Source organism: Pseudomonas sp. RW3S2, assembly GCF_014268955.1.
Lineage (GTDB): Bacteria > Pseudomonadota > Gammaproteobacteria > Pseudomonadales > Pseudomonadaceae > Aquipseudomonas > Aquipseudomonas wayambapalatensis.
In genome coordinates this window covers 155,282-179,096 of sequence record NZ_JABWRM010000009.1, presented here as the reverse complement: position 1 = coordinate 179,096, position 23,815 = coordinate 155,282, and the positions used below count along the sequence as shown (strand labels likewise).

Below are 23,815 nucleotides of genomic sequence, written 5' to 3'. Positions count from 1 at the left end.
GTGATGGGATTGCGAGAATAGAGCGGTTTAGCTAGTCGAGGTTGATCCAGATGGCCTTGAGTTCACTGTACTTGTCGAACGCATGCAGCGACTTGTCACGGCCATTACCCGATTGCTTGAAGCCGCCAAAGGGCGCGGTCATGTCGCCGGCATCGTATTGGTTGACCCATACGCTACCTGCTCGGAGCGCTTTAGCGACCCGATGCGCTCGTCCGAGATGAGTCGTCCACAAGCCTGCTGCGAGGCCGTATTCGCTGTCGTTGGCGATCGCAATCGCTTCGCTTTCATGGGCAAAGGTCAGCACGCTCAGCACCGGCCCGAAGATTGCCTCGCGGGATATGCGCATCGCACTGCTCACACCGTCGAAGATGGTCGGCATCACGTAGGTACCGCCTGTTTCGGCCATGGTCTGGACACCGCCGCAGCTCAACTGTGCGCCTTCATTCTTGCCGATCTGCACGTATTCGAGGATCTTTTCCATTTGCTGATGATCGACGATGGCGCCGACGCGGGTCTGCGGATCCAGCGGGTGGCCCGGTTGCCAGGCTTGCAGTGCCTGATGCACTTTCGCCAGCAATTGATCCTTGACCGATGCGTCCACCAGCAGGCGAGAGCCTGCGGTACACACTTCGCCTTGGTTGAAGGCGATGCCGGCAGCGACGGCCTCGGCGGCACGGTCCAGGTCGGCATCGGCGAAGACGATGTGTGGGCTCTTGCCGCCGGCTTCTAGCCAAACACGCTTCATGTTGGACTGGCCTGCGGCTTCAAGCAGTACCTTGGCCACGCCAGTGGAGCCGGTAAACGCCAGCACGTCGATATCCTGGTGCAAGGAAAGTGCTTTGCCGACGCTGTGACCAAAGCCTGGCAGCACGTTGAACACACCATCCGGGATACCCGCCTGCTTGGCCAAGGCGGCGATACGAATGGCGGTCAGCGGCGACTTCTCCGAGGGTTTGAGAATCACCGAGTTGCCCATGGCCAGCGCCGGTGCAATTTTCCAGCACGCCATCTGAAGCGGAAAATTCCAAGGCACGATGGCGGCAACCACGCCCGCCGCCTCGCGGGTTATCAGGCCGAGTTGGTTGGTGGGGACCGGCGCAACCTCACCGTAGACCTTGTCAATGGCTTCGGCGGTCCAATCGATACACTCCCAGGAGCCGGGTATATCCAGGGCCAGGGAGTCACTGATGGGTTTGCCCATATCCAGCGTTTCCAGTAGTGCCAGCTCCTCGACGCATGCCTCTATCAGTCGAGCGAAGCGTTGCAAGATTCTCTTGCGCTCGGCTGGCGCCAACTGACTCCACTCACCGCTGTTAAAGGCACGACGGGCAGCTACTACAGCGATCTCGACATCAGCCTGATCGCAGCTGGCGACCTGGGTCAACAAGCGGCCATCGACAGGACTGTGACAGGCAAATTGCTGGCCTCCGACGGCATCCAAGTATCTACCGTCGATGAATGCACGGCCTTCAAATTTCAATTCGGTAGCTTTGCGTTGCCATTCACTTAACGACATTTGAACTCCTATTTTCAGCAACGATGCTCGACTTACTGCGCGGTGGCGAATGGTGCGGCTTCACAGACTTCAATAAGGGTCGGCACGCGACTTTGTGCGGCCTCGACCAACAAGCTAGAGAGGTCCTGGTGATCGCTGGCACGAACAGCCTTCCAGCCGAAGCCCTGGGCGATGGCTTTGAACTCTGGGGTGTAAATATCCACACCCAGTGGTTGGACGTCTCGGCGCTCCATCGCGGTCTTGATTTCGCCATATCCGTTGTTGTTCCAAAGCAGAACGATGATGGGGGCATCGGCTTCGATGGCGCTGCTCATTTCGCCCAATGTGAATTGCAGGCCGCCATCGCCAATCAGACAGACCACTGGCGATTGCGGGTCGGCAATCTTGGCGCCGATGGCAGCAGGCAATGCATAACCCAGCGTGCCGTAGCCTGTAGAGGCATTGAACCAGCGACGCGGGCCGTCTAGCTCGACCAAGTGGTTGCCGCTGTAGACGGTCTGGGTCGAGTCGCCAACGTAGCGCGCATCGGGGAGAGCCTGGTTGATCACGTCGAACAGGTGTGTGTAATCCGCCCAGCCCTGTAGATCTTGGAGAATTTCTTCGCGCACAGCTGCTGCGCGCTGGGCGCCAACGCTTTCGTGGCTCAGGGTACGGACCGGCAAGTGCTTGAGCAGCGCATCGATGGCCAGCTCGGCATCTGCCGGCAGCGCGATGCTCGGCACGTAGTTGCGATTGAGCTGAGTCGGATCGACGTCGATACGGATGATCTTTCCATTTAGCTTGAAACCGCCGTTGAAGACCACGTCATAGTCGGTTTCTGCCAGTTCGGTGCCGATTGCGAGAATCACGTCGGCTTCGGCGGCAAGCCTGCGCACGGGGTCTAGTGACTGGTTGCTGCCTAGTGCCAATGGATGGCCGTTGGGCAGGACGCCCTTAGCATTGATCGTGCAAGCAGTAGGCGCATCGAGGGCAGCTGCCAGTAGGCGGACTTTCTCGAATGATGCCTGGCAGCCGCCCCCAATTAGCAGCAGCGGTCGCTCCGCGCTGAGCAACAGCTTGGCCGCTGCGCTGATCAGCTCGGGATCGGGGGCCAAGCGGCCTTGGCGGGGCAGTTCGAGAATCGGCAGGTGGCTGGCGTCGAGTTCTATCAGGTCCAGAGGGATCTCGATATGCACCGGCTGCGGGCGGCCGCTTCTGAACAGGCTGAAGGCTTGCAACAGAACCTGGGGTAATTGTTCGAGGCTCAGCACGGTATGACTGAACGCGGTAACACCCGCGATCAGATTGCGCTGACTTGGCAGCTCATGCAGGTAGCCATTGCCTAATCCCAATCGGCTGCGCTCGTTGACGCTGGAAATCACCAGAATAGGAATTGAGTCTGCGTAGGCCTGGCCCAATGCTGTGGCGATGTTAGTCATGCCTGGGCCGGTAATGCAGAAGCACACGCCAGGTTTTCCAGTTACTCGGGCGTAGCCGTCGGCCATGAAGCCGATGCCTTGCTCATGGCGTGGGGTCACATGGCGAATGCTGCTTTTTGGCAGGCCGCGATATAGACCGATGGTGTGCACCCCGGGTATGCCGAATACAGTGTCGACGCTCCAGGCCTGCAATTGATTAACCAAATACTCCGCACAGGTGGTCATTTGAATCTCCGCTTGGAAAACAGCCGCAACGGGCTAGGGTCAGTGGTGTATTTGCGACAGGAATGCGCGAGCGCGTGGGCTTTGCGGGGCTTCAAAAAAGGTTTTTGGAGGGGCGGTTTCAACGATCCGGCCAGCGTCCATGAACACCACTCGATCAGCTACCTTGCGAGCGAAGTCCATTTCGTGCGTTACGCACAACATGGTCATACCGTCCTTCGCTAGACCGGTCATCACGTCCAGCACCTCACCGACCATTTCCGGATCCAGCGCGGAAGTCGGTTCGTCGAACAGCATCACCTTAGGACTCATGCACAATGCCCGGGCGATAGCTACGCGTTGTTGCTGGCCACCGGACAGTTGGCACGGCTTCTTGTGTGCATGGGTACCGATATGGACACGGTTCAGGTAACCCTGGGCCAGTGCTTCTGCGGCATCACGCGACAGGCCGCGGACTTTCATCGGCGCCAAGGTGCAGTTGTCGAGCACCGACATGTGCGGGAACAGGTTGAAGTTCTGGAAGACCATGCCTACTTCGCGTCGGGCGAATTGGCTGCCCCGGCTTTTGCTGATGTCGTGACCCTCGACGATGATCGTCCCGCTGTCGTGCGGTGCCAACCGATTGATACAGCGGATTAGGGTCGACTTGCCTGAGCCGGAGGGCCCGCAAATGACGATCTTCTCACCCGGTTGCACAGTCATTTCGATGTCCTGGAGGACATGGAAGTCGCCATACCGTTTGTTGACTTGGTGGAGCAGGATCATTTCGCTCATGCTGTCATCCTCATGCGCGCCGTAGGCGAGCCATGGTGCGTTGAACAAAGCTCACGCGAGTTATCGCTTCGGTGGGTGCATCCCAGGCCATGCGCCGTTCCAGGCGAGCTTGCAAGCCGCTCAGCGTGTAGACCATGACCAGGTAATAGACCAAGGCCACCGCGTAGTACTCCGAGAACTGGAACGTGGTGGAGACCGTCTGTGAAGTGACCGCCATCAGCTCTTGCAGGGAAATCACCGAGGCCAGCGAGGTGATTTTCAGCAGGGTGATGAACTCGTTGGCGGTCGGCGGAATACCGATGCGCGCCGCTTGCGGCAGAATCACATGGCGCAGCGTGTGCCAGCGCGAAAGCCCCAGCGCATGACCGGCGCTGTATTGCCCCGGATCAATCGCTTTGAGTGCCGCCCGGTTGATCTCAACTTGGTACGCCGCCTCATTCACGCTCAGGGCGATCCAGGCCGCGATGAATGGGGTGAACCACGCCTGCTGCAAAACGGGAAAGAACTGCGGCAGGGCGTTCCACACGAACAGCAGTTGCAGCAGCGTAGGCGCCCCACGGAAAACGCTAAGTACCGAGCGCAGCGCCGTCCGCCAGACTGTCGGCGGACCGTCCAGTGCCAGCGCGGCTGGGATCGATAGGGCGATCCCCACCGAATGTGACAACAAGGCCAGCGCTAGGGTGATGCACGCGCCCTTGAAGAACGCGTAAGAGGTCAGAGCGCTGATAAAAACATCGAAGTCGAAATGCATGGTCAATACCTCTCTTCGCCGAAGTTACGGGTTCAGTTGCTCCACGTTGACGCTGGGCAATTTCCATTTTTCGGCGATGGTCTTCATCTCACCTTGGCTGCGTAGCGCTGCCAGGGCTTGTTCCAGCGCTTTGACGTTGCCTTCGATCGGCCGGATGTAGACGCCGAAAATCTGCTTTTCCGGGAAGGTGTACAGGGTTTGTAACTGGCCTGGGTTCAACAGGTCGCGGTAGGCGTATTCGGTCGCTTGAGAGATTGACGCGGCTGCGCGGCCCAGCAGCAACTGCTGGATGGCATCGCTTTGTTTGGGATAGGTCTGGACGGTGGCCTGAGGTTTGCCGGCAGCAGCCAGGCGGTTGTTCAGCTCACTCATGATCTTGACGTTATTGGTACCGGACTGGATCGCCACGACCTGGCCACTGAGATCCTCAAGACTGGTCATTTTCAAGGTCGACTTGCTCGACCCGATCACCACATTGGATGTCGCCAGATAGCCAACCGCCTTCAGCTTCTGCGTCCGTTCTGGAGTGATCAAGGTCCCGCTGATCACGGCATCGCAGCGATTGGCCTCAAGCCCTGGGAGCAGTCCGGTAAACTCGGTTACGAAGAAACCTGGGCGGACGTCCCAATGCTTTGCCAGGGCTCGCACCATATCGGCATCGAACCCGATGGGGTCTTTGTCGCCGGCCTTCTCGAAAAACTCCAGGGGCGGAAAGGATGGGTCCGAACAGACCTTGAATTCACCATCTGCGATGAAATCTGGTTTCAACATCTCATTGGCGTAAGCGCTGCCAAAGCCACTGACAATCGCGAACATGGACAAGGCAAGAAGGATTTTGCGCATGGATTTTTCCTCTGAGTTCGTAAGCCCGGTGCCGTGTCGGCACCGGGAGATCTGGGCAGACTTGAAGATGCAGGCTTTTCAGCGACCGATATGGCGCATTATTGTTTTTTGAGCATTCGGACTCAGGACGTCCGGTGATGGCAGGCCAAAGGGGCCTTTCGGGCCATACACGACGGAGGGTTCGGGGAAAAACATCAGCAATGTCCAGTAGAGAGCCGCCGAAAGCAGCAACGACACTGGCAGGCTGATATCGATATCGCCGGCCAGGCCTGCCAGCGGTCCTACGAACTGACCGGGGATGTTGACGAAGCACAGTCCAATGATTGCGCTTGGAATCCAGGCGCCCAGGCCGCGCCAGTTCCAGCCGTTGTGGAACCAGTAAGCACCGCCGCGAAGTCCTCGGGTGAATACTTGCAAGTCGTCAGCGTGATAGAAGCCCCTACGCACGATCAGCCCTAGGCCCAGGACAACCATCCATGGCGTAGTACAGGTGACGATCAGCACGGCAAAGGTCGAAACGCTCTGTACAAGGTTGAAGCCAAAGCGGCCGACGAAGATGAACGCTACCGCCACAAGGCCAATCACCAACGTGGCTTTGGCGCGGGTGAAAATGTTCGGCACCAGGCTAGACATGTCGAGGCCAACGCCATACAGGGAGGCCGTGCCGGTGGAGAAACCACCGATGAAGGCAATCATGGCCAGCGGCAGGAAGTACCAGCCAGGGGCTACGGCCAGCAGCCCTCCGATATAGTTGTTGTCTGCCATGTACTGCGGCGCGTGCTCCGCGACGATGCAAGCTGTGGCCAGGCCGAACAGGAAGGGTGACAGTGTTGCTAGTTGAGCGAGGATGGTTGCACCGATGATGCGGTACTTTGGGGTGGTGTCGGGAATGTAGCGCGCCCAGTCACCAATGGAGGCGCCGAACGAGATCGGGTTGCTCATAGCCAACAAAGTAGAACCGATGAAGGCTGGCCAGAAGGTGTCAGGATGCACCAACGAGACGGTCCCGGCGAAGTCCGCATTGAAGGTGTCCTTGAAGGCAAAGATGCCGACGAAGAACAGGATTGTTGCGCTCCAGACCGCGATCTTGTTGACCCACAGCATGAACTGGAAGCCATAGATGCAGATCACCAGCACCAGAAATGCAAAGAAGGCATAGATGGTGGCCAGTACCCAATCCGATTCCGGCAGGCCAATCATTCGATGGAGTGCGCCTAACAGTGCATCGCCGGCGCTCCAGACACCGATTGAGAAAAACGCGATCGCGACCAGTAGGGCCAGGAACGAACCCACGACACGACCGTGAACACCAAAGTGTGCGCCGGAGGAAACTGCGTTGTTGGTACCATTGATCGGCCCAAGCAGTGACACTGGCGATAGAATTATCGAGCCTAGTAATACGCCGATTACGATGGATGCAGCCCCAGCCCAGAAGGACAAACCGAACAGAACTGGAAATGCACCCAGCATGCAAGTTGCAAAAGTATTGGCTCCGCCGAAAATCATTCGGAAGAGGTCAAACGGCGTAGCGCATCGCTCATGATCGGGAATGCGTTCAACACCAAAGGTCTCGATCTGGGTCAGCGAGACGTGACTATCCTGTTGATGCGACATAGGTCACCTCAAAGTGTAAGGGCAGATGTTTGTACAGACGCGCTTACGGCTCTGTGGCCGCTCGGCGTCTTGCGGTCAAAAAGGCAGTGTCAAAAAGGTTTTGCCTTCAAACGCGGGCGTGAAAACATCCAGCACTGAGGTGTCAGGTCGAACATTACGTGCCTTTTATTCTTGTACATGGCATGGGTTTCCCGATTGAAAAGGGGGGGCGTAACGCTCCCCGGCATGGACTACCGACGGATTACGCCTGGCAGTACACAAAGCATTTCGTAGAGCAGGTTGGCTCCCAGAAGAGACGTGTTGCCAGTCAGATCGTACGGCGGCGAGACTTCCACAACGTCACAGCCGACCAAGTCCAAACCGTTGCAGCCACGAATAATTTCCATGGCCTGGATAGTGGTAAGGCCGCCGATTTCTGGAGTGCCTGTACCTGGCGCCCACGCAGGGTCGATGCCGTCAATGTCGAAGGACAGGTAGACCGGCCCACCGCCGACTTTTGCTCGGACTTCCTCCATCAGCGGCGTCAGTGATTTGTGCCAGCATTCCTCGGCCTGAACCACGCGAAAGCCCTGTTTGCGGCACCAGTTGAAGTCTTCGGCGGTGTAGCCTTGGGCACGCAGGCCGATCTGCACCACGCGATCGCAATCAAGTAGGCCTTCTTCCACCGCTCTGCGGAAGGTAGTGCCGTGGGCTAGCTTTTCACCGAACTGCTCGTCGTTGACGTCGGCATGCGCGTCGATGTGCACCAGGCCGACCTTGCCATGCTTTCTGTGGATGGCACGGAGAATGGGCAGGGTGATGGTGTGGTCGCCGCCCAGCGTCATCGGAATGATGTCGTGCTCCAGGTAGCCGTGGTATGCCTCTTCGATGATTTTCACGGCGGCTGGAAGGTTGAACGTGTTGATCGCCACGTCACCGATATCAGCGATGCTCAAAGAGTCGAAGGGCGCTGCACCTGTGGCCATGTTGTAGGGGCGGATCATCACCGATTCTGCGCGAATCGAGCGTGGGCCGAAGCGGGTGCCTGCCCGCAAGGATGTGCCGATATCTAGTGGCACACCGATGAATGCTACATCCAAGCCCTCGGGGGTTGGAAAATGTGGGAGGCGCAGCATGGTGGCGATGCCTCCAAAGCGTGGCATCTCGTTACCGCTGAGCGGTTGATGAAAAGTCTTGGTCATCGCGAGTGTTCCTCAGGGAAGTTGGTTTAAGGCAGTTCGCGCAGAACATGCTCCAGCGTTTCGATGAACAGGTCGGCGTGCTCACGCTGGAAGATCAGTTGTGGGCGTACCTTCAGGATGTTCTCCATGGGGCCGGCGGAACTGATCAGTACACCTCTATTGCGCAAGCCGTTTACAACTTGCGTCGTCGCCTTCGCTGCGGGTGCTTTGCTGGCACGGTCTGTCACCAGCTCTACACCGATGAACAGACCGCTGCCGCGTACATCACCGATTACGGGGTAGCGCAAGGCGAGTTCTGCAATACCGGCTTTGAGGTAGGCGCCAACATTTGCGCAGTTTTCCAACAGTCCTTCGTTCTCGATGACTTCCAGCACCGCGTTGCCAGCGGCACACGACACTGGGTTACCGCCGAAGGTATTGAAGTAGCGCGCCGTGCGACCGAACTCTTCGACAACTTCGGTGCGCATCACTGCTGCCGCAATCGGCTGGCCATTGCCCATGGGTTTACCCATGGTGACGATGTCAGGTTTTACTCCGTGGCGTTGGAAGCCCCACATGCTGGAGCCGGTCCTGCCAAAGCCTGATTGCACTTCGTCGGCGATGTACAGAAGGCCTTCGGACTGTGCAAGTTCGACTGCCTCCTTGGCGAAGCCAGCGGGATCGGATAGCACACCGTCGCTTGCAAAGATCCCATCAAACAGCAGGGCCGCAGGCTTGATGCCTGCACTGCGCATGTCGTCGATTGCTCTGCGCACGTCTTCGGCAAAAATCCGTGAGACATTTTCTGCACCTAAGCGATAAGCATCAGGGGCTCGCACGGTACGCACGCACTGGCCGAGAGGCACACCGGCGCCAAGTGAAGGTGATGTCGCTGCAATCTGCTCAGTGATTCCGTGGTATGCGAGTTGAGTCACGATCACGCCGGTACCACCGGTGTATTGCCGGGCAATCCGCAGCGCCAGATCGTTTGCTTCGCTGCCTGTGCAAGTAAACATTACGTGATTCAGTTCGGCAGGAAACGTCGCCAACAGCTTCTCGGCGTAATCGAGAATGCCTTCGTGAATGTACCGGGTGTGGGTATTGAGCACGTGCGCCTGATCACAGATCGCCTTGACCACATGGGGGTTGCAATGCCCGACCGATGCGACGTTGTTGTACGCATCCAGGTAACGTTTGCCCTCGGCATCATAGAGCCAGACGCCATCGCCTCTGACAATGTGCAAAGGGCGTTCGTAGAACAGGCGGTAGGCAGGGCCTAATGCACGCTCTCGGCGGGCCACCAGTTCACGTTCTGACGCAGGCAGGCGCTCGGCATCCGCTGCGGTGAATCCGTTAACCATGGTCATTGCTGTGCCTCCTGAGCGCAGATTTGACGAATTTTCTGTTGTGCAGCCTCACGTGGAACCTGTCTGAATCTGCGCAGTGCGCTCCACGCCAGTGGCGCGTTGCGTAGGATGTAGGCACTGTTTTCGGGGTACATCGAGGCGCGCCAATTGGTGATGACGACGGTCATCACCAAGCGTGCGGCAATCAGGTCAAAGAGTATTTCCTGCTCAATTTCTTCAAGTGGGCAAACCGTGTGGTAGGCCTGGATGAATGCAATGGCCTGGTCCAGCGGATCGCCCGTCTGACCCAACTGGTAGGATGCTGCAACTGCTAGATCGTTGATCAGTGGGGCGTGGACCATGTCGCCGAAGTCGAGGATGTTCCGAATGACTTCTGCGTTGTGGTCGTCGACGATGACATTATGAAAGTTAAGGTCGTTGTGAATAACCTGAGCGCGCAAGCGTTTGAGATGTGGCAGGGCATACTGCTCGAAGTTATCGAGGAAGTGCTCTGCAAGCTGGCGATCTTCGACATTCTCGATGTGCTCGACCAACCCCTTCAAGCGCGACGAATGCTTGATGTCCCAGAGCAGCTCATGGCCGGCAGCGGGATGGAAAAAGCCACGCAGGGCTATCCCGAGTCGAGCCAGATGCTCGCCCAGCCCACTGCGAAGTTTCTGGCTCGGATGCTCGACCTTGTTCAGTGGTGTTCCTACAACGAACGAGAACAGACGTACCAGAACGGTTTGGCCATCGAGGTTTACGAACACTTGATGAAGACCAGTAGTGGTCGGGTGGATTCGTTGGACAGGCAGCTCAGGGGCAGTGTGCTGAATGTGGAGCAATGCCTTGTTCTGGAAGTCGGTGACGTTTGGGTCTTCTGCCGGATTGGAAATCTTGAGCAGAAACTGACGGTCGTCGTCGCATCGCAGGTGGAAATTGAGGTCTCGCTCGCCAGCGAGTAACGAAGCGCAAGCACTCAGGCCATAGTGCAGCTTGGCGATCGCGCAGGCTTGCTCGTCAGAGGCATGGGCGCTGGCGGCTGTGAGGACATGATCCAATGCTGGGTTTGTTTGAATCGTCACTGAACAATCACTCTGTCGGTGGCATCGATAGCGGGTGATGTACCCGTCAACATGAGATCGACGATAGGGCAGAATGGCGGTATCACATATAGCCAGAAACGAGCATGTTATAAGTCCACTTTGCACGGGAGGGCTAACTAGCGATGACTTTCCAGCCACTGACCTATCAATGTCTTGAGCCGACTGCCGGAAAAGCTCGGGAAATGGCCACCGTGCACCGTCGTGACCGGCAGCTTTAGAAGCCGCTCCAGGCTCATGAGGTAGTCGTCTAAATTACTGTGGTAAGCATCTTCGATCAGAGGGCCGTCATAGATCACGTCGCCGCTGAATAGCGTTTGCGTGGAGCGCTCCCACAAGCTGATGCCTCCCGGAGAGTGGCCGGGGGTGTGTAGCACTTCAAGGACCCGGTTTCCGAGATCGATCACGTCACCCTCCTCGATTATTCGAGTCGCGGGCGCAGCGTTGACGCGATATTCGGCGTAGCACAACGAACACTCTGGGTGGGCATCGAACATCTCATCGCCGACAAATTGCCTGGCCAATGTGTTGTCGGGATTGGGGTGGGCTAACACATGAGCTTCATTGCGATGGACCACTCGCTCAATGAATTCGTGATGGCCGGCGATATGATCGAAGTGAGTATGGCTAGCGATAGCGCATACGGGGCGCTCGGTGAGCAGAGGTATCTGTTCGCGCAGGCTTACCAGCCCTGATCCGCTGTCGATTAGTGCGCCTTTGTCCCGCCCCAGGACATACCACATGTTGCATCGATAGAAAGGCTTGATCCAAGGTTCGTGGATCAGGCTAATACCGTCGGCAATGTGTTGCAGCTCGAACCATCGATCTTGGCTCACGATTTTCATGATGACTCCACTGATCTCGGCCTGACCGCGAGTCGGTCAGAGAGCAGCAGACATTACCGGTTAGGGGATGCAAGGTATAAGGCCAGATCAAGACCATATTTGAGTCCACTTAGTACGGCCGGTTTTGCCGATTTGCTTGTCAGTCAACTCACACGCAGTGGCAAGGCGACTTCACCGCGTCAGTTACATCGGCTCATTCATGCGTGGGTGCTTGAAGGGAATTTACCCATTGGCTACAGGACCCCATCGACGCGTATGTGGCCGATCTGATTGCAGGCCTTGCGTACCCCTGGTCATTGAACGGCGTTCGGGGGAGGGGGATAGCCGCATCAGGATCGAAGAGACTGGTTCTGCGGTAAGGCGGCTGCGATACCTTATGCTTCGGTCACGGGCTGATCACAATTCCGGGCTTGTTTCGTCGGCGGTAGGTGAGTTCGCCGGACGCTTACATTTTCGTGGGTGAGCGGCCCCCGAGGCAGCTGGCGGCCACCTTGAGGGGCTCAGTTGTAAACTTCGGGATTAGTCGAGGCTGATCCAGGTCGCCTTCAATTCGCTGTACTTATCGAAAGCGTGCAGAGAGCGATCACGACCGTTACCTGATTGTTTGTAACCGCCGAAGGGAGCGGTCATGTCACCTGCGTCGTATTGGTTGACCCATACACTCCCGGCACGCAGTGCCCGCGAAACACGGTGTGCTCGGGCGAGATCGCGCGTCCAGATGCCTGCGGCGAGTCCGTATTCAGAGTCGTTGGCGATGGAGACGGCCTGTGCTTCATCATTGAAGGAGATGACGCTGAGAACGGGGCCGAAGATTTCCTCGCGAGCGACACGCATATCTCCATTGGCTGCCTCAAAAATGGCGGGGCTAACGTAGGTGCCACCACTCTCGCATAGAACTTGGCATCCGCCTTCACGCAGCTTGGCGCCTTCTTGTTTGCCGATCTCCACGTACTCCAGGATTTTCTCCATTTGCTGGCGGTCGACAATTGCACCGACTCGCGTCGAAGGATCCAGCGGGTTACCTGGTTGCCAGGCGGTCATGGCGCTCGAAATTTTGTCCAGCAGCGCCTCCTTGATCGATTCATCGACCAGCAACCGGGACCCAGCAGTGCAAACCTCACCCTGATTGAATGCGATACCCGCTGCGACTGCCTCCGCTGCGCGATCTAGATCTGCATCGGCGAAAACCAGATGTGGACTCTTCCCGCCGGCTTCCAACCAAACCCGCTTCATGTTCGATTTGCCTGAGGCTTCCAGAAGCTTTTTGGCAATCGTGGTCGAGCCGGTAAAGGCCAAGACATCAACATCATTGTGGATGGCGAGGGCGTTGCCGATGGTGTGGCCAAAACCGGGAACCACGTTGAAAACACCACTTGGAATACCCGCTTCCTTGGCCAAAGCGGCAATGCGGATTGCGGTCAGCGGGGATTTCTCAGAAGGCTTCAGGATGACCGAGTTGCCAAGTGCGAGCGCTGGCGCGATCTTCCAGCAGGCCATTTGCAGTGGAAAGTTCCACGGTACGATTGCGGCGACTACACCGGCCGCCTCTCTCGTGATCAGACCAAGCTGGTTCTCTGGAACCGGAGCGACTTCTCCATACACCTTATCGATCGCTTCGGCTGTCCACGCAACACATTCGTAAGAGCCAGGTACGTCCAAGCTCAGCGAATCACTGATGGGCTTTCCCATGTCCAGTGTTTCGAGCAGTGCCAATTCTTCGGTATGCGCTTCCATGAGTTGCGCAAGACGCAGCAGCACCTTCTTACGCTCCGCTGGCGCCATGCGACTCCATTCGCCACGTTCAAAAGCTTGGCGGGCAGCACTGACTGCCATCTCTGCATCGGCATCGTCGCAACTCGCAACTTGGCAAAGCAGGCGTCCGTCAATTGGACTTAGGCAGTCGAAGACCTCGCCGTTCAGGGCATCTCGGTATTCACCATCGATGAAGGCTCGTCCTTCGATGTTCAATGCTAGTGCCATTTTTTGCCAATCATGTACGGTCATATGTACTCCTGTCGAAAGTGGTCATTGGCTGAAGGATGTAAATTTTTTGCTTGTAGGTTGAAGTCAAGACAGGTTGATTTGTCTTGCGATCATCGCTTTTCGCCGGATGGAATTAGTGCTTGGCGGGGTAGGCCTAGGGGCCTTTAAGGCCATGCACTTCCGCAGGCTCTAGTAACGTGGCTAGACGTAACCAATAGGGGATGGCGGCCATGAACAATGAAGCTGGCGGCCTGATATAGCTTTGGCCGGGCAGTTCCAAGTGGAGCTGACGAATTGCGCTAGTTGATCGCTGCACTTGCAGCCATCCGGCTAGTCCTCGCCAGGTCTGTTTTTTTGTACATGGCACGATCTCCTACACAAAAGGGAGGCAGAGCCTCCCTTTGTGCTTAGCGGCGAATAACGCCCGGTAGTACGCAGAGCATTTCGTAGAGTAGGTTTGCTCCCAGAAGGGAGGTGTTGCCGGTGGTGTCGTAGGGCGGGGAGACTTCGACGACGTCGCAACCGATAAGATCGAGGCCGTCACAGCCGCGGATAATTTCAATCGCTTGAATGGTTGTCAGGCCGCCAATTTCTGGAGTGCCTGTGCCGGGTGCCCAAGCAGGATCGATCCCGTCGATATCGAAGGACAGATAGACCGGCCCACCACCAACCTTCTCGCGTACCTCGGCCATAAGAGGTTCAAGGGACTTGTGCCAGCACTCTTCGGCCTGAACCACCCGGAAGCCCTGATTGCGGCTCCAGTTGAAGTCGTCTGCGGTATAGCCCTGTGCTCTAAGGCCAATCTGCACAACACGGTTGCAATCCAAGAGCCCTTCCTCAGCCGCGCGGCGGAAGGTTGTGCCATGAGCGATCTTCTCGCCGAACATTTCGTCGTTGACGTCGGCATGAGCATCAATGTGAACGAGACCAATCTTTCCGTGCTTTTTGTGGAGCGCGCGCAGAATGGGCAGAGTGATTGTGTGATCCCCGCCCAAGGTGAGTGGGAGGATTCCATGACCCACGATTCGGTCGTAAGACTCTTCGATGATCCGCACCGCTTCTTTCAAGTTGAAGGTGTTGATTGCTACATCACCGATGTCCGCTACGTTCAGCGAATCGAACGGAGCTGCCCCTGTTGCCATGTTGTACGGGCGGATCATCACGGATTCTGCGCGAATCGATCGCGGGCCGAATCGTGTTCCCGAACGCAGTGATGTACCGATGTCCAAAGGTACGCCAACGAAAGCTGCGTCCAGCTCCTTCAATTGCTCAGGGGATTGAATGTGCGGCAGGCGAAGCATGGTTGCGATGCCACCAAAGCGGGGCATCTCATTGCCGCCCAAGGGCTGATGAAGTTTTCTTGTCATGGATCTCTCTCAGGCTGGAGGTACGTAAACGTCTCGCGGACTCAATCTGTTTGCATCAGGAACATCCCATCACCTTGATGAGCGCGCGGTTGTGCCGAGGTGGCGCTTGCGCCAGCACTCTCACTGATTGGCCATAGCTGATTGGGCAGGAGATTCTAGGTATATTTATATCCCAAATGTCCATAATAGACAATAAGTCTATGTAACCAGGTTTCTATGCTCGCTCAGGCACGCCTGGAAAGACCCTCCTTGAAGGGCCCAGGCTGAAGAGTGGTCAGAGTCCAAAGGATGGATCTATCCGTTACGGCCGTAATTGTGTAGCTGATAAGGCCGCTTGGAGCGGAAGACGAGGCTGACTGCCGCAGGAAACGGCTTTATGATCGTGTCCGTTTGAGGTGAGAGTGGTGAGACCAAAATGGCGGTATTGCTACACGACTTGCTGCTTGGCTCGCTGGATCGCCAAAGTGGTATCAGTCTTCAGCGGCAAATCTACGAAGGGATCCGGGAGGCGATCCTTCAGGGACACCTGCCGGTCGACGCCCGTATGCCCTCTACACGCGCCTTGGCTGAGCACCTAAAGATTTCCAGGGTGACTACATCGCTTGTCTATGAGCGGCTCACCACAGAGGGCTATCTCTACTCAAAATCGGGGAGTGGTACTTACGTGGCAGATACGCTGCCGCGGACCTTCCATCGTGACCCCGGTACTGACGAGTCTTTGGAAGCTGATCGCCTACTCTCCAGTCGCGGTGCTGAAATCACACGCCGTGTTACAGGGCTTGCCAAGGCAGGAGGGGCATTTGTTCCAGGTGTTGCTGATACAGAATTCTTTCCATTTCACATCTGGCGGCGTCTTCAGAATCGCTATCTGAAACGGAACCATGCCGAACTCACCGGGTATGTTGAGCACGGCGGATATAGGCCGTTGCGGGACGCCCTCAGTGCCTATCTGTACACATCGAGAGCAGTGAGATGCAGCCCTCAACAGGTGATCATCACTATGGGGACCCATCAGTCGCTCGACCTGATTGCAAAGCTGTTAACGGACCCTGGTGATGCAGCTCTGATTGAAAGCCCATGCCATTGGGGGGCCCCAGTCGTGCTCTCGGCCGCAGGCCTTGAATGTCGCCCACTTCACCTTGATTTAGAGGGGGCCCGCATACCTGAGGCGGGTGTGGCGGAGGGCTCACGTCTAGCATTCGTCACGCCATCCCATCAATACCCCACGGGGAGCATCATGACCTTGCAGCGTCGGCGTGACTGGCTGTCTTTCGCAGAGGCGCAAAACTTATGGTTGATTGAGGATGATTACGACAGCGAGTTTCGTTATGACATTGATCCTTTGCCCTCTATGCAGGGTTTGGGTAACAAGAATCGAGTGATTTACCTTGGGACCTTCAGCAAGGTGACATTTCCCGGTTTGCGGTTGAGCTACCTTGTCGTTCCAGAGGCATTGGCAGATGCCTTCAGCAAAGGGATGACCCAGCTTTACCGACCTGGATTTCTGACGCTTCAAGCCGCGATGGCCGATTTCATCTTGGAGGGCCATTTCGCCACACACATCCGGCGAATGCGAGCAGTCTATGCCCAGCGCCGCTCTCGTCTGCAATCTGCTCTCGACGCCTATTTTGGTGGGGACATTCAATACTCTCCGGGCCAGGCCGGTTTGCACCTGGCAGTGAAAATCGGTCCGGAGGGTACGGCGAGAAAAATGATCAACGCGGCGGTCGATCATGGGCTCACATTGCGCGGGTCGTACGCGTTGGATCCGCGGGCTGGTGACGATAACCTGCTGGTTCTTGGCTATGGAGGCATTAGGGATGCTGAGGTGGAAGGTGCGGTTCGCCGCTTGAGATGTCTCTACGATGCTGTGAGATAGGAGGGAATTGAGCGTCGTAAGACATCGTGGACTGGATATCTACTGTGGAATGGATTGACATAATCTGGTTATCATCCGCGCTTCTTGAAGAGCCAGGCAACTGAGGTTTATGTGAATTCGAACAAGACGTGGACCGCGGCGCTGATTGGGATTACTGCGATTTGGGGGTGGAGTTTCGTTGCGAAGCAGCAGAATCTGCATAGCATGAGCGCTTCGGCGCTGAATGCTTGGATTTTTCTGTTGGGGGCTGTCGCACTGCTTCCATTTGCTTGGCGACGGTTGCAGGCGCTCACCGCTAAAGACTGGCTTGCCGGTTCGATAGCCGGCGTTGTCTTGTTCATCGCTTTCGCTTTTCAAACGAGTGGGCTGGGTCAAACGACCCCTTCCAATGCTGGTTTCATCACGGGGCTTTCGGTAGTACTTACCCCATTCTTCCTATTCTTGATTAATGCTGAAAGGCTTTCGTTGAAGCAGGCGCTGGGTGCCTTAGTAGCTTTGGTTGGCCTGGCTCTGCTAAGCCTCAATGGTTACGCAATCCACTCAGGTGATCTGCTTATCCTCGGCTGCGCCATCTTCTTCGCCATACACATCGTGGTTCTGGCCAAGATCAAATTCAGCTCATCCTCGTTGGTGCTCGCGTTCATTCAGCTCCTTGTTGTTGGCTTGTTGTCGTTGGTCTGGAGCGTTGTGGCGGGGGAGTTTTCGGTTCCGGATACAGCACCATCTCTAACAGTTACTTTGGTGGTAGCGGTGTTTGGTACGGCCCTGGCCTACTTCGTTCAGACCCGTGCTCAGGCGGTGCTTTCTGCCCAGAAGGTGGCATTGCTGCTGATCTGCGAGCCCATTTTTGGGGCGCTCTTTGGCTATCTGCTTGCAGGAGACAGGTTCACGGTCATGAACATCATTGGGGCGGTGATGATCATCTCGGGCATGCTGATCAGTGAGCTTCGACTGCCGCGTCTGCGTCGTAAATCTTTGACCGTGGCAGTGGACTAGAAATGGAACATTTAAGTGAGTTACCACGTTCTGTCGGCTTGAGATTGCGTGAGGAGCGTCTGCGATTTGGTCTCAGTCAGATGGAGTTTTCGAAGATGCTGGGTGTTTCCCGGAGAACCCAGACTCTCTATGAAAATGACGGTAGAGACCCTGGGGGCCTGTACCTCTACAAAGCTCAGGAGTTCGGGGTAGACGTGCACTATGTTCTGACTGGGCGTCGGCAGTCTGTCCCACAAGAGGAGCTGAGCCGCGAGGCTAAGGAGCTGTTGGCGATCTTCAACTCGCTGGTTGATCGGGACAGGGACTTTTTACTGCGGATCGCTGAGAGCCTTGGCAAGAGTGCGCGGTCAGCTAATTCTCGTTCTGCAAACCAGCATGAAGAAGGGTAGTGCGTCTCTTACGGGGCGTTGTGACAGGCTAGCAATAGGCCCGCACGATCCAGCGGGCCAACGACCGCTCCTCAAACGAGGAGGTATGCAAAGCAAAAAAACGTCCTGCTGGAGTGGTTGTAGCGGAGCTATTTAAGCTTCCTCTCTCAACGCTCTAAGGTACTTGTAGACCGTGGCTCGTCCCATGTTGAGAACGTTGGCAACGTAGTCTGCGCCGCTACGGCCATCAAATGCCCCCTCTGTGTAAAGCGCTTCGACGAGGGCGCGCTTAGTCTTCATGTTAAGCGTGTTCAACGACAGCTGGCGCTCGTTGAGCCAGGCGTGGAGGAAGGTATTGATGCGCTCCTGCCAGTCGTCCTTGAACAGAGCATCTGGTTGAGGAATCAAGCGACTAACCTGGAAGAATGCGTCAAGCGCAGCTCGCGCCTGCTCCAGAACAGAAAAGTTTAGGTTGATGCATAGCAAAAACTCAGCCTCGCCGCGGGCGTTCTTAAGAACGCTGGTGATCGAGCGAATGTTTTGGCCATTCCAGTTGAGCTTTTCGTACGGGCCCAGGCTGGTCACTTCAGCTATATCACCTGGAAGCTCGTCAAGCGCAGAATCATCTCCTAGCTTTCGCTTGGAAAAATTGTTCGCGATATGAACGACGGTTTGAGTCTTCACCTCATGGATGATGACCTCGGCATGTGGGAAGAGCAGAGTAGCGATGCCGTCTGCGATGACCTTATAGTTTTCCAAGCTGCTCATAGCGACGTTGGGGGTCCTTGTTGATCTTGGTGAGGGATGTGTTGGTTCTGCAAGCACCTTTGCCTGCTGCCATCCCCATCTGAATAAGTGAATATTCGGCGATCCGGCCACAATATTCTACAGCTTGTTGAGACTGCGGTGCTTGGCACCGCAGTGATGTGTAGCGTCCTGTGTTTAGGTTGCGGAGGCGGCCTGCTGCTGGTGCAGGGAATACAGCTCCATGGCGATGGCGACATCTTCCAGGCCTAATCCGACCGAGCGGAAAAACACGTTGCGCTTGTAATCAGGCAGCTTCGCTTTCCCCAAAACGAGTTCGGATAGGTCACCGGCAAGCATGCTTGCATCCCACTGAGAATTCTCTCGTGCGATGATCATTTCGCCGGCAGTGTCAGGCGTGGTCTTGCGATAGTCGCAGTAAACGTCCATCTTTTTCAGGTCGCTCGGACTAACCTCGTGAGCCTTGGGAGCATTGGTGCTGATCGAAGTGATCAGCGCCGTATTACCCAGCTGGCTCAGCTCGATGACGGGCTTTGCTGAGGAGGTGCAAAGGAGAATAACGTCGGCTTTTACCAGAGCTTTCGACTGAAGCTCGCAGAGCAGCACACGCTCATCCAATCTCTCAATTTCTTGGCGTGATGCTTCATCCATCGCGCCAAGGTTTGGCGAAAAAATCGAGATCCGTTCCCATTCCCTTAGACTGCGAGCATATTTCAGGTGGGCCAGCGCTATCGGTCCAGTGCCTATGATCGCTAGTCGTTTGGCGTCTTTTTTTGCAAGGTGCTCGACCGCTAGCGCAGTTGTGGCTGCTGTGCGCTGAATCGTAAGGTACCCAGCATCTGTCAGCATGATAGGTAGGCCGCTTTTGCTGGACATCAGCATGGTCCAAGCGGTCACGATAGGCTTATTCTGAGTTGGGATATATGGAGAGGTCTTCAAGCCGTAGACCTGCTCCTCGTTTAGGACGCCGAGATAATTGATGAAATCACCGCCGTTAGCGAGCCCGATCTGCTGCTGCGGTGGCTGAAGTGCTGTTCCGTTAGCGAGCGAAGCGAACATTTTGCGCATTGCGCCGATCGCATCAATGCTGGGGCTCAGGGCCTTTACTTCGTGGTCGCTATAAATGGCGAGCGAGCTTAGGTTTTCATGCATGTTTCAAGTCTCTCAGGTATTCGAACGGCACTCCTTCCTGGAATTGGCCGTTTTCCTAGTTTTCTAGTCGCAGGAAGGTGCGTGGAGGTTCAATTCACTGGGAGCCTAAAGTTATTCTTCTCCGTAAACATCGAAGTCGAAATACTTTGCGTTAATCTCCTTGTAAGTACCGTTTTCGCGGATCTCACTAAGCGCCTTGTTGAATGATTGCGCCAAAGCGTCGTCACCTTTACGCACCGCGATTCCGATACCATCCCCAAAATATTTTGGGTCGGTAAAGGTCGGGCCGACAAAGCTGAATCCTGCACCAACGGGTTTCTTCAAAAAAGTCTGATCTAGAATTACATCGTCCGCCAATGTCCCATCCAGGCGGTTAGCTTGCAGGTCGAGGTAGATCTCATTCTGCGATGTGTAGCGCACGATTTCGGCGCCTTTGGCTTCAAACATTTGACTGGCGAACCGATCATGAATACTGGAGCGCTGGACCCCGATACGTTTTCCAGCCAGCCCCTCCAAGTTGTCACTCACCTTGGCCCCTTCTTTCATTACCAGGCGAGCTGCGCTTCGATAGTATCGGTTCGTAAAATCCACTGACTTTTTCCGATCCTCTGTAATCGAAAGTGAAGCAAGAATTGCGTCAATTTTTCTAACCTTAAGCGATGGGATTAGTCCATCATATTCCTGCTCGATCCACCTGCACTTGACCTGCATCTGCTTGCAGAGAGCGTTGCCTATGTCGTAATCGAACCCGGCCAGCTCGCCATTGGGTTGTTTATAGGCAAATGGAGGGTAGGCAGCTTCAATACCTATCTTCAACTCTTTCTCTGCGGCATGCGCCATGGAGAAACTCAAGCCGATAACAAACCCCGCAATCAAGCGCTGTTTATTGTTCATGAACCTTACCTCTGTATAGTTATTGTTTGTGAGCATTACGCTCGATGGGTCAAGGCAGTAAAGGTGAATCAGCGTTTTTCTTATATACCCATTAGCTTGCCGGTACGCCGGTGTGCTAGTGGGGTGGTGCCAGCCAACATGCCTAGTTTTTGTCCTTGGCGAGTCAGCTTTACATGGTGGCGTGCGACGAGAATGCCTTTGAGGTTGCTGAGTACTGGGATTCTAGAGGAACCAGGAGTGAGGTCGATTGGGACAACCTCGGCGATAAGCTCACCTTCGGCGACCGGATCTCCCGGCTTTTTTTTCCATGCCACAACGCCGGTAGCAGGAGACTTGAGATGGGTTACGCCCTCAAGAGGATAGATTTTTGCGGGCTCAGCGTTTGCCAAATTACAGCCGCCGGCAATCACTCCCTCATGCTTCAAAAACTCAATGATTCCTGCCGCGTCTACCGCCGCCATCTCGTCATCAACGTCAATTTGGCCCCGCAACTCCAGCGTTGCTGAAAAGCCCAGGTGCTGTGTATCCACAAGGCCGAGGTGGTGAGCCTCCTTCCATGCCTTTGCATACGCCTCGTCCAACGGGAACCCACCAGCTTCATCTTCCAAGAACACGGCATCCACATGGGTGGCAGCAGCCAGGGCTAACGCTCGCTCCTGTTGGTTCCAGTTGGAGTAAATGTGAAGGATGCTAGAGGTGTCACAGTGCAGATCGATCAGGATGTCATGCTTAAGGGCTTGCTTGAGCAGCCAGGCCTTACCTGCATCGACTGCGCCATCTACCGCGATGTCTTCAAAGGCCTCGGCAAAAATTTCCTTCAGCTTGTGTGTATCGTTTGGAGTAGGAGGGCGCTCTTTAAGGATGTGCCGGACCTTCTCGGTGATATCAGGAAAGCTACGGTTGAAATTTTCACCGTTAGCCATGTTGTATCGCCCTGGCATCTGCCCAAAGAGTTGCTGGCCAAGGCCAATAGGGTTCGCATACGGAACGATTTCGATGTGGCCGACGATCTCACCGCGTTGTTCTAGCTCGATCAGCAGCTCCATCAAGTGCTGGAGAACCAACAGTCCTGGATGCTCATCTGCGTGCGTCGCCGCCTGAAGATACGCGCTACGGCCTCTGCCTGGCTCACCGAAACTATGCTTGACGAGCTGGTGGCTAGCGCCGGGAGAAAACGAAGGGAGAACATAGATTTCGGACGAGGGCATGAACGTGCTCTGCTTTGCGTGTACTATAAATCCATGGTGGACTCAAATTTCTCGAAATTCAAGAGGGTTTTTTGAGGACCCGACTTCATATGAGGACGTATGGCTGGGCCGATCTCTTGTGAGATCGGCCCTCTGAGACTATTTGGGAGAGACTAGGTAGGCTTGGGTGTCGCCTACTTTGGTGGTGGACTCTGTCGGGCTCCACAAGCCAATGTTCTCGTCGACGCCTTGCAAGACCCACCGAGCGTCCGGGCGACCCAGTGTTTTTGCCGCTTCAGTTGAGACCCGGCCGAAATCGCCAGTGCTCAGATGATTCACGATTAAGCCAAGAGACACCCCTGGAAGCATGCTGAAATTTCCGAAATCGGAGTTGCTGTCTCCGGCTACAAATATCGGATCGCGGCCCTCTCGCCTCGGCGCGATGTATTTGCGAATGACTTCCGGTTTGCCTTCGCGATAGGAAATTGGATGCCCTTTCTTGGCTTGGGCAAGGTATTTGCCGGCCGCTGAGGTTTCGAGCCTTAGACCGTAGACCTGATTAGAAGGAATGTTGTAGCCGAATTCCGGTCTCGTCGCGATAACCTTCACGAGCGGCTCAAAGCCCGCGGACACAACGAAGACATCGATCCCATTGCGTTGAAGGGTGTGCATCAGGTCAGCGATTTCTGGAACAACCCGCATGCCTTCCACGTAGCTGACTTTGACCACGCCAGTCTTGCCTGGTCTTGAGTGAGGGCTTTCGAGAGTGGTTTTGACGATGCCAGCTTGAAGGCTATGGCGGACAGAGCTAAGGGCAAGGTCCTCAACATCCTGTTCAGTCATGTTGCTACAGAAGAAGACCTCCCAGGGGTAAGCCACTTTGGCGCCATGGGTGTCGATGATGGCCTGGAACAGGAAATACAGCTTCGTCTTGAAGTCCCTGAACTCGTCCGTGCTGAAGATCGCGGCGTCGCGCTGTCCGGCGGGCTTACTGATGTAGTTCTGATACAGAAACTCATAGTCATTGCCGAGATCGTTTGTGAGCGCACCGAATGCAAGAGGATGACCATCGCTGGAGTGAGCAATGGTGTCGCCTGGCTTGCTTGGAATGTTGGTGATCAGCACCTTCCGAAATTCATCGGGAGTCAGCTTAAAGGCAAGATTGTCGATCTGATACAAGAAAAATTTGTCGGTAACATCGTTGATTATGCTCGTATCATCCCAGTCGAAGGAGGCATACGGGCGTTTCGACTCCGGCGTATTCACGGGGACGCTGTTGGCGGCGATGAGGCGCTCGATTGCATGCCGGGTGTTTGGTGCCCATTTCCCTTGGTCTAGGAGATGTTCTCCGGAGGGCTGGGATGCGCTCGCATTGAGTGCTAGGCCAGCAAGCAGGGTGGTCCACAAGAAAGCGCGGGAAGGTCGGTTCATCTCCACTCCGTATCGTTTTGTTGAAAAGCGTGATGCTTCGTGGATTTATAGTCTATAAAATAAATTTTGTCCGCAACTCTTGGGGCGGGACCTCAACCTTTGACAATGGCGTTGCGAGGAATCGCAATGAGTACATCTGTACTCCTTGTCTGATGTGCCTTACTGAATCGCGCCCTGCATTATTTAATTTGCGTGCACAAG

General features: G+C 55.7%; 19 protein-coding genes. 2 read left to right on the top strand and 17 right to left on the bottom strand.

The features are described from left to right. Positions 1-31: 31 nt before the first annotated feature. The 12 genes from HU748_RS15115 to speB (HU748_RS15060) form a co-directional block, all read right to left on the bottom strand. A complete protein-coding gene (locus HU748_RS15115) occupies positions 32-1,516 on the bottom strand; it encodes an aldehyde dehydrogenase (RefSeq protein ID WP_186721015.1) in 1,485 nt (494 codons plus the stop codon). A gap of 32 nt (positions 1,517-1,548) precedes the next feature. Continuing rightward, complete coding sequence (locus HU748_RS15110) at positions 1,549-3,159, bottom strand: 5-guanidino-2-oxopentanoate decarboxylase (protein WP_186596305.1); 1,611 nt, start codon at positions 3,157-3,159, stop codon at positions 1,549-1,551. Between the two features lie 39 nt (positions 3,160-3,198). After that, complete coding sequence (locus HU748_RS15105) at positions 3,199-3,930, bottom strand: amino acid ABC transporter ATP-binding protein (RefSeq protein WP_272979745.1); 732 nt, start codon at positions 3,928-3,930, stop codon at positions 3,199-3,201. Positions 3,931-3,940: 10 nt separating this feature from the next. Beyond that, positions 3,941-4,681: an amino acid ABC transporter permease gene (locus HU748_RS15100; protein ID WP_186478147.1), complete on the bottom strand. Its 741-nt coding sequence runs from the start codon at positions 4,679-4,681 to the stop codon at positions 3,941-3,943. Positions 4,682-4,705: 24 nt separating this feature from the next. Further along, positions 4,706-5,524, bottom strand: coding sequence for a transporter substrate-binding domain-containing protein (locus tag HU748_RS15095; RefSeq protein WP_186720931.1), 819 nt, complete (start codon positions 5,522-5,524; stop codon positions 4,706-4,708). Positions 5,525-5,602: 78 nt separating this feature from the next. Further along, positions 5,603-7,138, bottom strand: coding sequence for a cytosine permease (locus tag HU748_RS15090; RefSeq protein WP_186596301.1), 1,536 nt, complete (start codon positions 7,136-7,138; stop codon positions 5,603-5,605). A gap of 230 nt (positions 7,139-7,368) precedes the next feature. Next, a complete protein-coding gene (gene speB / locus HU748_RS15085; RefSeq protein ID WP_186478150.1) occupies positions 7,369-8,319 on the bottom strand; it encodes an agmatinase in 951 nt (316 codons plus the stop codon). A gap of 26 nt (positions 8,320-8,345) precedes the next feature. Then, positions 8,346-9,665: an aspartate aminotransferase family protein gene (locus HU748_RS15080; protein ID WP_186720929.1), complete on the bottom strand. Its 1,320-nt coding sequence runs from the start codon at positions 9,663-9,665 to the stop codon at positions 8,346-8,348. Continuing rightward, positions 9,662-10,729, bottom strand: a complete 1,068-nt coding sequence (locus tag HU748_RS15075) for a phosphotransferase (RefSeq protein WP_346655473.1) — start codon at positions 10,727-10,729, stop codon at positions 9,662-9,664. The genes HU748_RS15080 and HU748_RS15075 overlap by 4 nt, the downstream gene beginning before the upstream one ends. Positions 10,730-10,866: 137 nt before the next feature. After that, positions 10,867-11,592 carry an MBL fold metallo-hydrolase gene (locus tag HU748_RS15070; RefSeq protein ID WP_186720927.1) on the bottom strand — a complete coding sequence of 242 codons (726 nt, stop codon included), beginning with the start codon at positions 11,590-11,592 and terminating at the stop codon, positions 10,867-10,869. Positions 11,593-12,111: 519 nt separating this feature from the next. Next, complete coding sequence (locus tag HU748_RS15065; RefSeq protein WP_186596291.1) at positions 12,112-13,596, bottom strand: aldehyde dehydrogenase; 1,485 nt, start codon at positions 13,594-13,596, stop codon at positions 12,112-12,114. A 386-nt stretch (positions 13,597-13,982) separates the two neighbouring features. Further along, entirely contained in the window at positions 13,983-14,942 is a 960-nt protein-coding gene (gene speB / locus HU748_RS15060) for an agmatinase (protein ID WP_186478155.1), read from the bottom strand. A gap of 415 nt (positions 14,943-15,357) precedes the next feature. Here speB (HU748_RS15060) and HU748_RS15055 point away from each other — a divergent pair, with 415 nt between their 5' ends. Both HU748_RS15055 and HU748_RS15050 read left to right on the top strand, forming a co-directional pair. Beyond that, positions 15,358-16,821, top strand: a complete 1,464-nt coding sequence (locus tag HU748_RS15055) for a PLP-dependent aminotransferase family protein (RefSeq protein WP_186720924.1) — start codon at positions 15,358-15,360, stop codon at positions 16,819-16,821. A gap of 111 nt (positions 16,822-16,932) precedes the next feature. Then, on the top strand, positions 16,933-17,817 hold the full coding sequence (locus tag HU748_RS15050; protein WP_186720922.1) for a DMT family transporter: 885 nt from the start codon (positions 16,933-16,935) through the stop codon (positions 17,815-17,817). A gap of 521 nt (positions 17,818-18,338) precedes the next feature. On the opposite strand, the gene HU748_RS15040 is transcribed toward HU748_RS15050, so the two are convergent. The 5 genes from HU748_RS15040 to HU748_RS15020 all read right to left on the bottom strand — a co-directional run bounded on the left by HU748_RS15040 (position 18,339) and on the right by HU748_RS15020 (position 23,614). Next, positions 18,339-18,953, bottom strand: coding sequence for a PAS domain-containing protein (locus tag HU748_RS15040; protein WP_186596283.1), 615 nt, complete (start codon positions 18,951-18,953; stop codon positions 18,339-18,341). A gap of 174 nt (positions 18,954-19,127) precedes the next feature. Then, on the bottom strand, positions 19,128-20,102 hold the full coding sequence (locus HU748_RS15035) for an ornithine cyclodeaminase family protein (RefSeq protein WP_186720920.1): 975 nt from the start codon (positions 20,100-20,102) through the stop codon (positions 19,128-19,130). A gap of 111 nt (positions 20,103-20,213) precedes the next feature. Then, positions 20,214-20,996 (bottom strand): ABC transporter substrate-binding protein, encoded by a 783-nt coding sequence (locus tag HU748_RS15030; RefSeq protein WP_186596279.1) that lies wholly within the window; start codon positions 20,994-20,996, stop codon positions 20,214-20,216. Between the two features lie 80 nt (positions 20,997-21,076). After that, a complete protein-coding gene (locus tag HU748_RS15025) occupies positions 21,077-22,204 on the bottom strand; it encodes a succinylglutamate desuccinylase/aspartoacylase family protein (RefSeq protein ID WP_186596278.1) in 1,128 nt (375 codons plus the stop codon). Between the two features lie 138 nt (positions 22,205-22,342). Continuing rightward, entirely contained in the window at positions 22,343-23,614 is a 1,272-nt protein-coding gene (locus HU748_RS15020) for an HAD-IB family phosphatase (RefSeq protein ID WP_186478167.1), read from the bottom strand. Positions 23,615-23,815 lie beyond the last annotated feature (201 nt).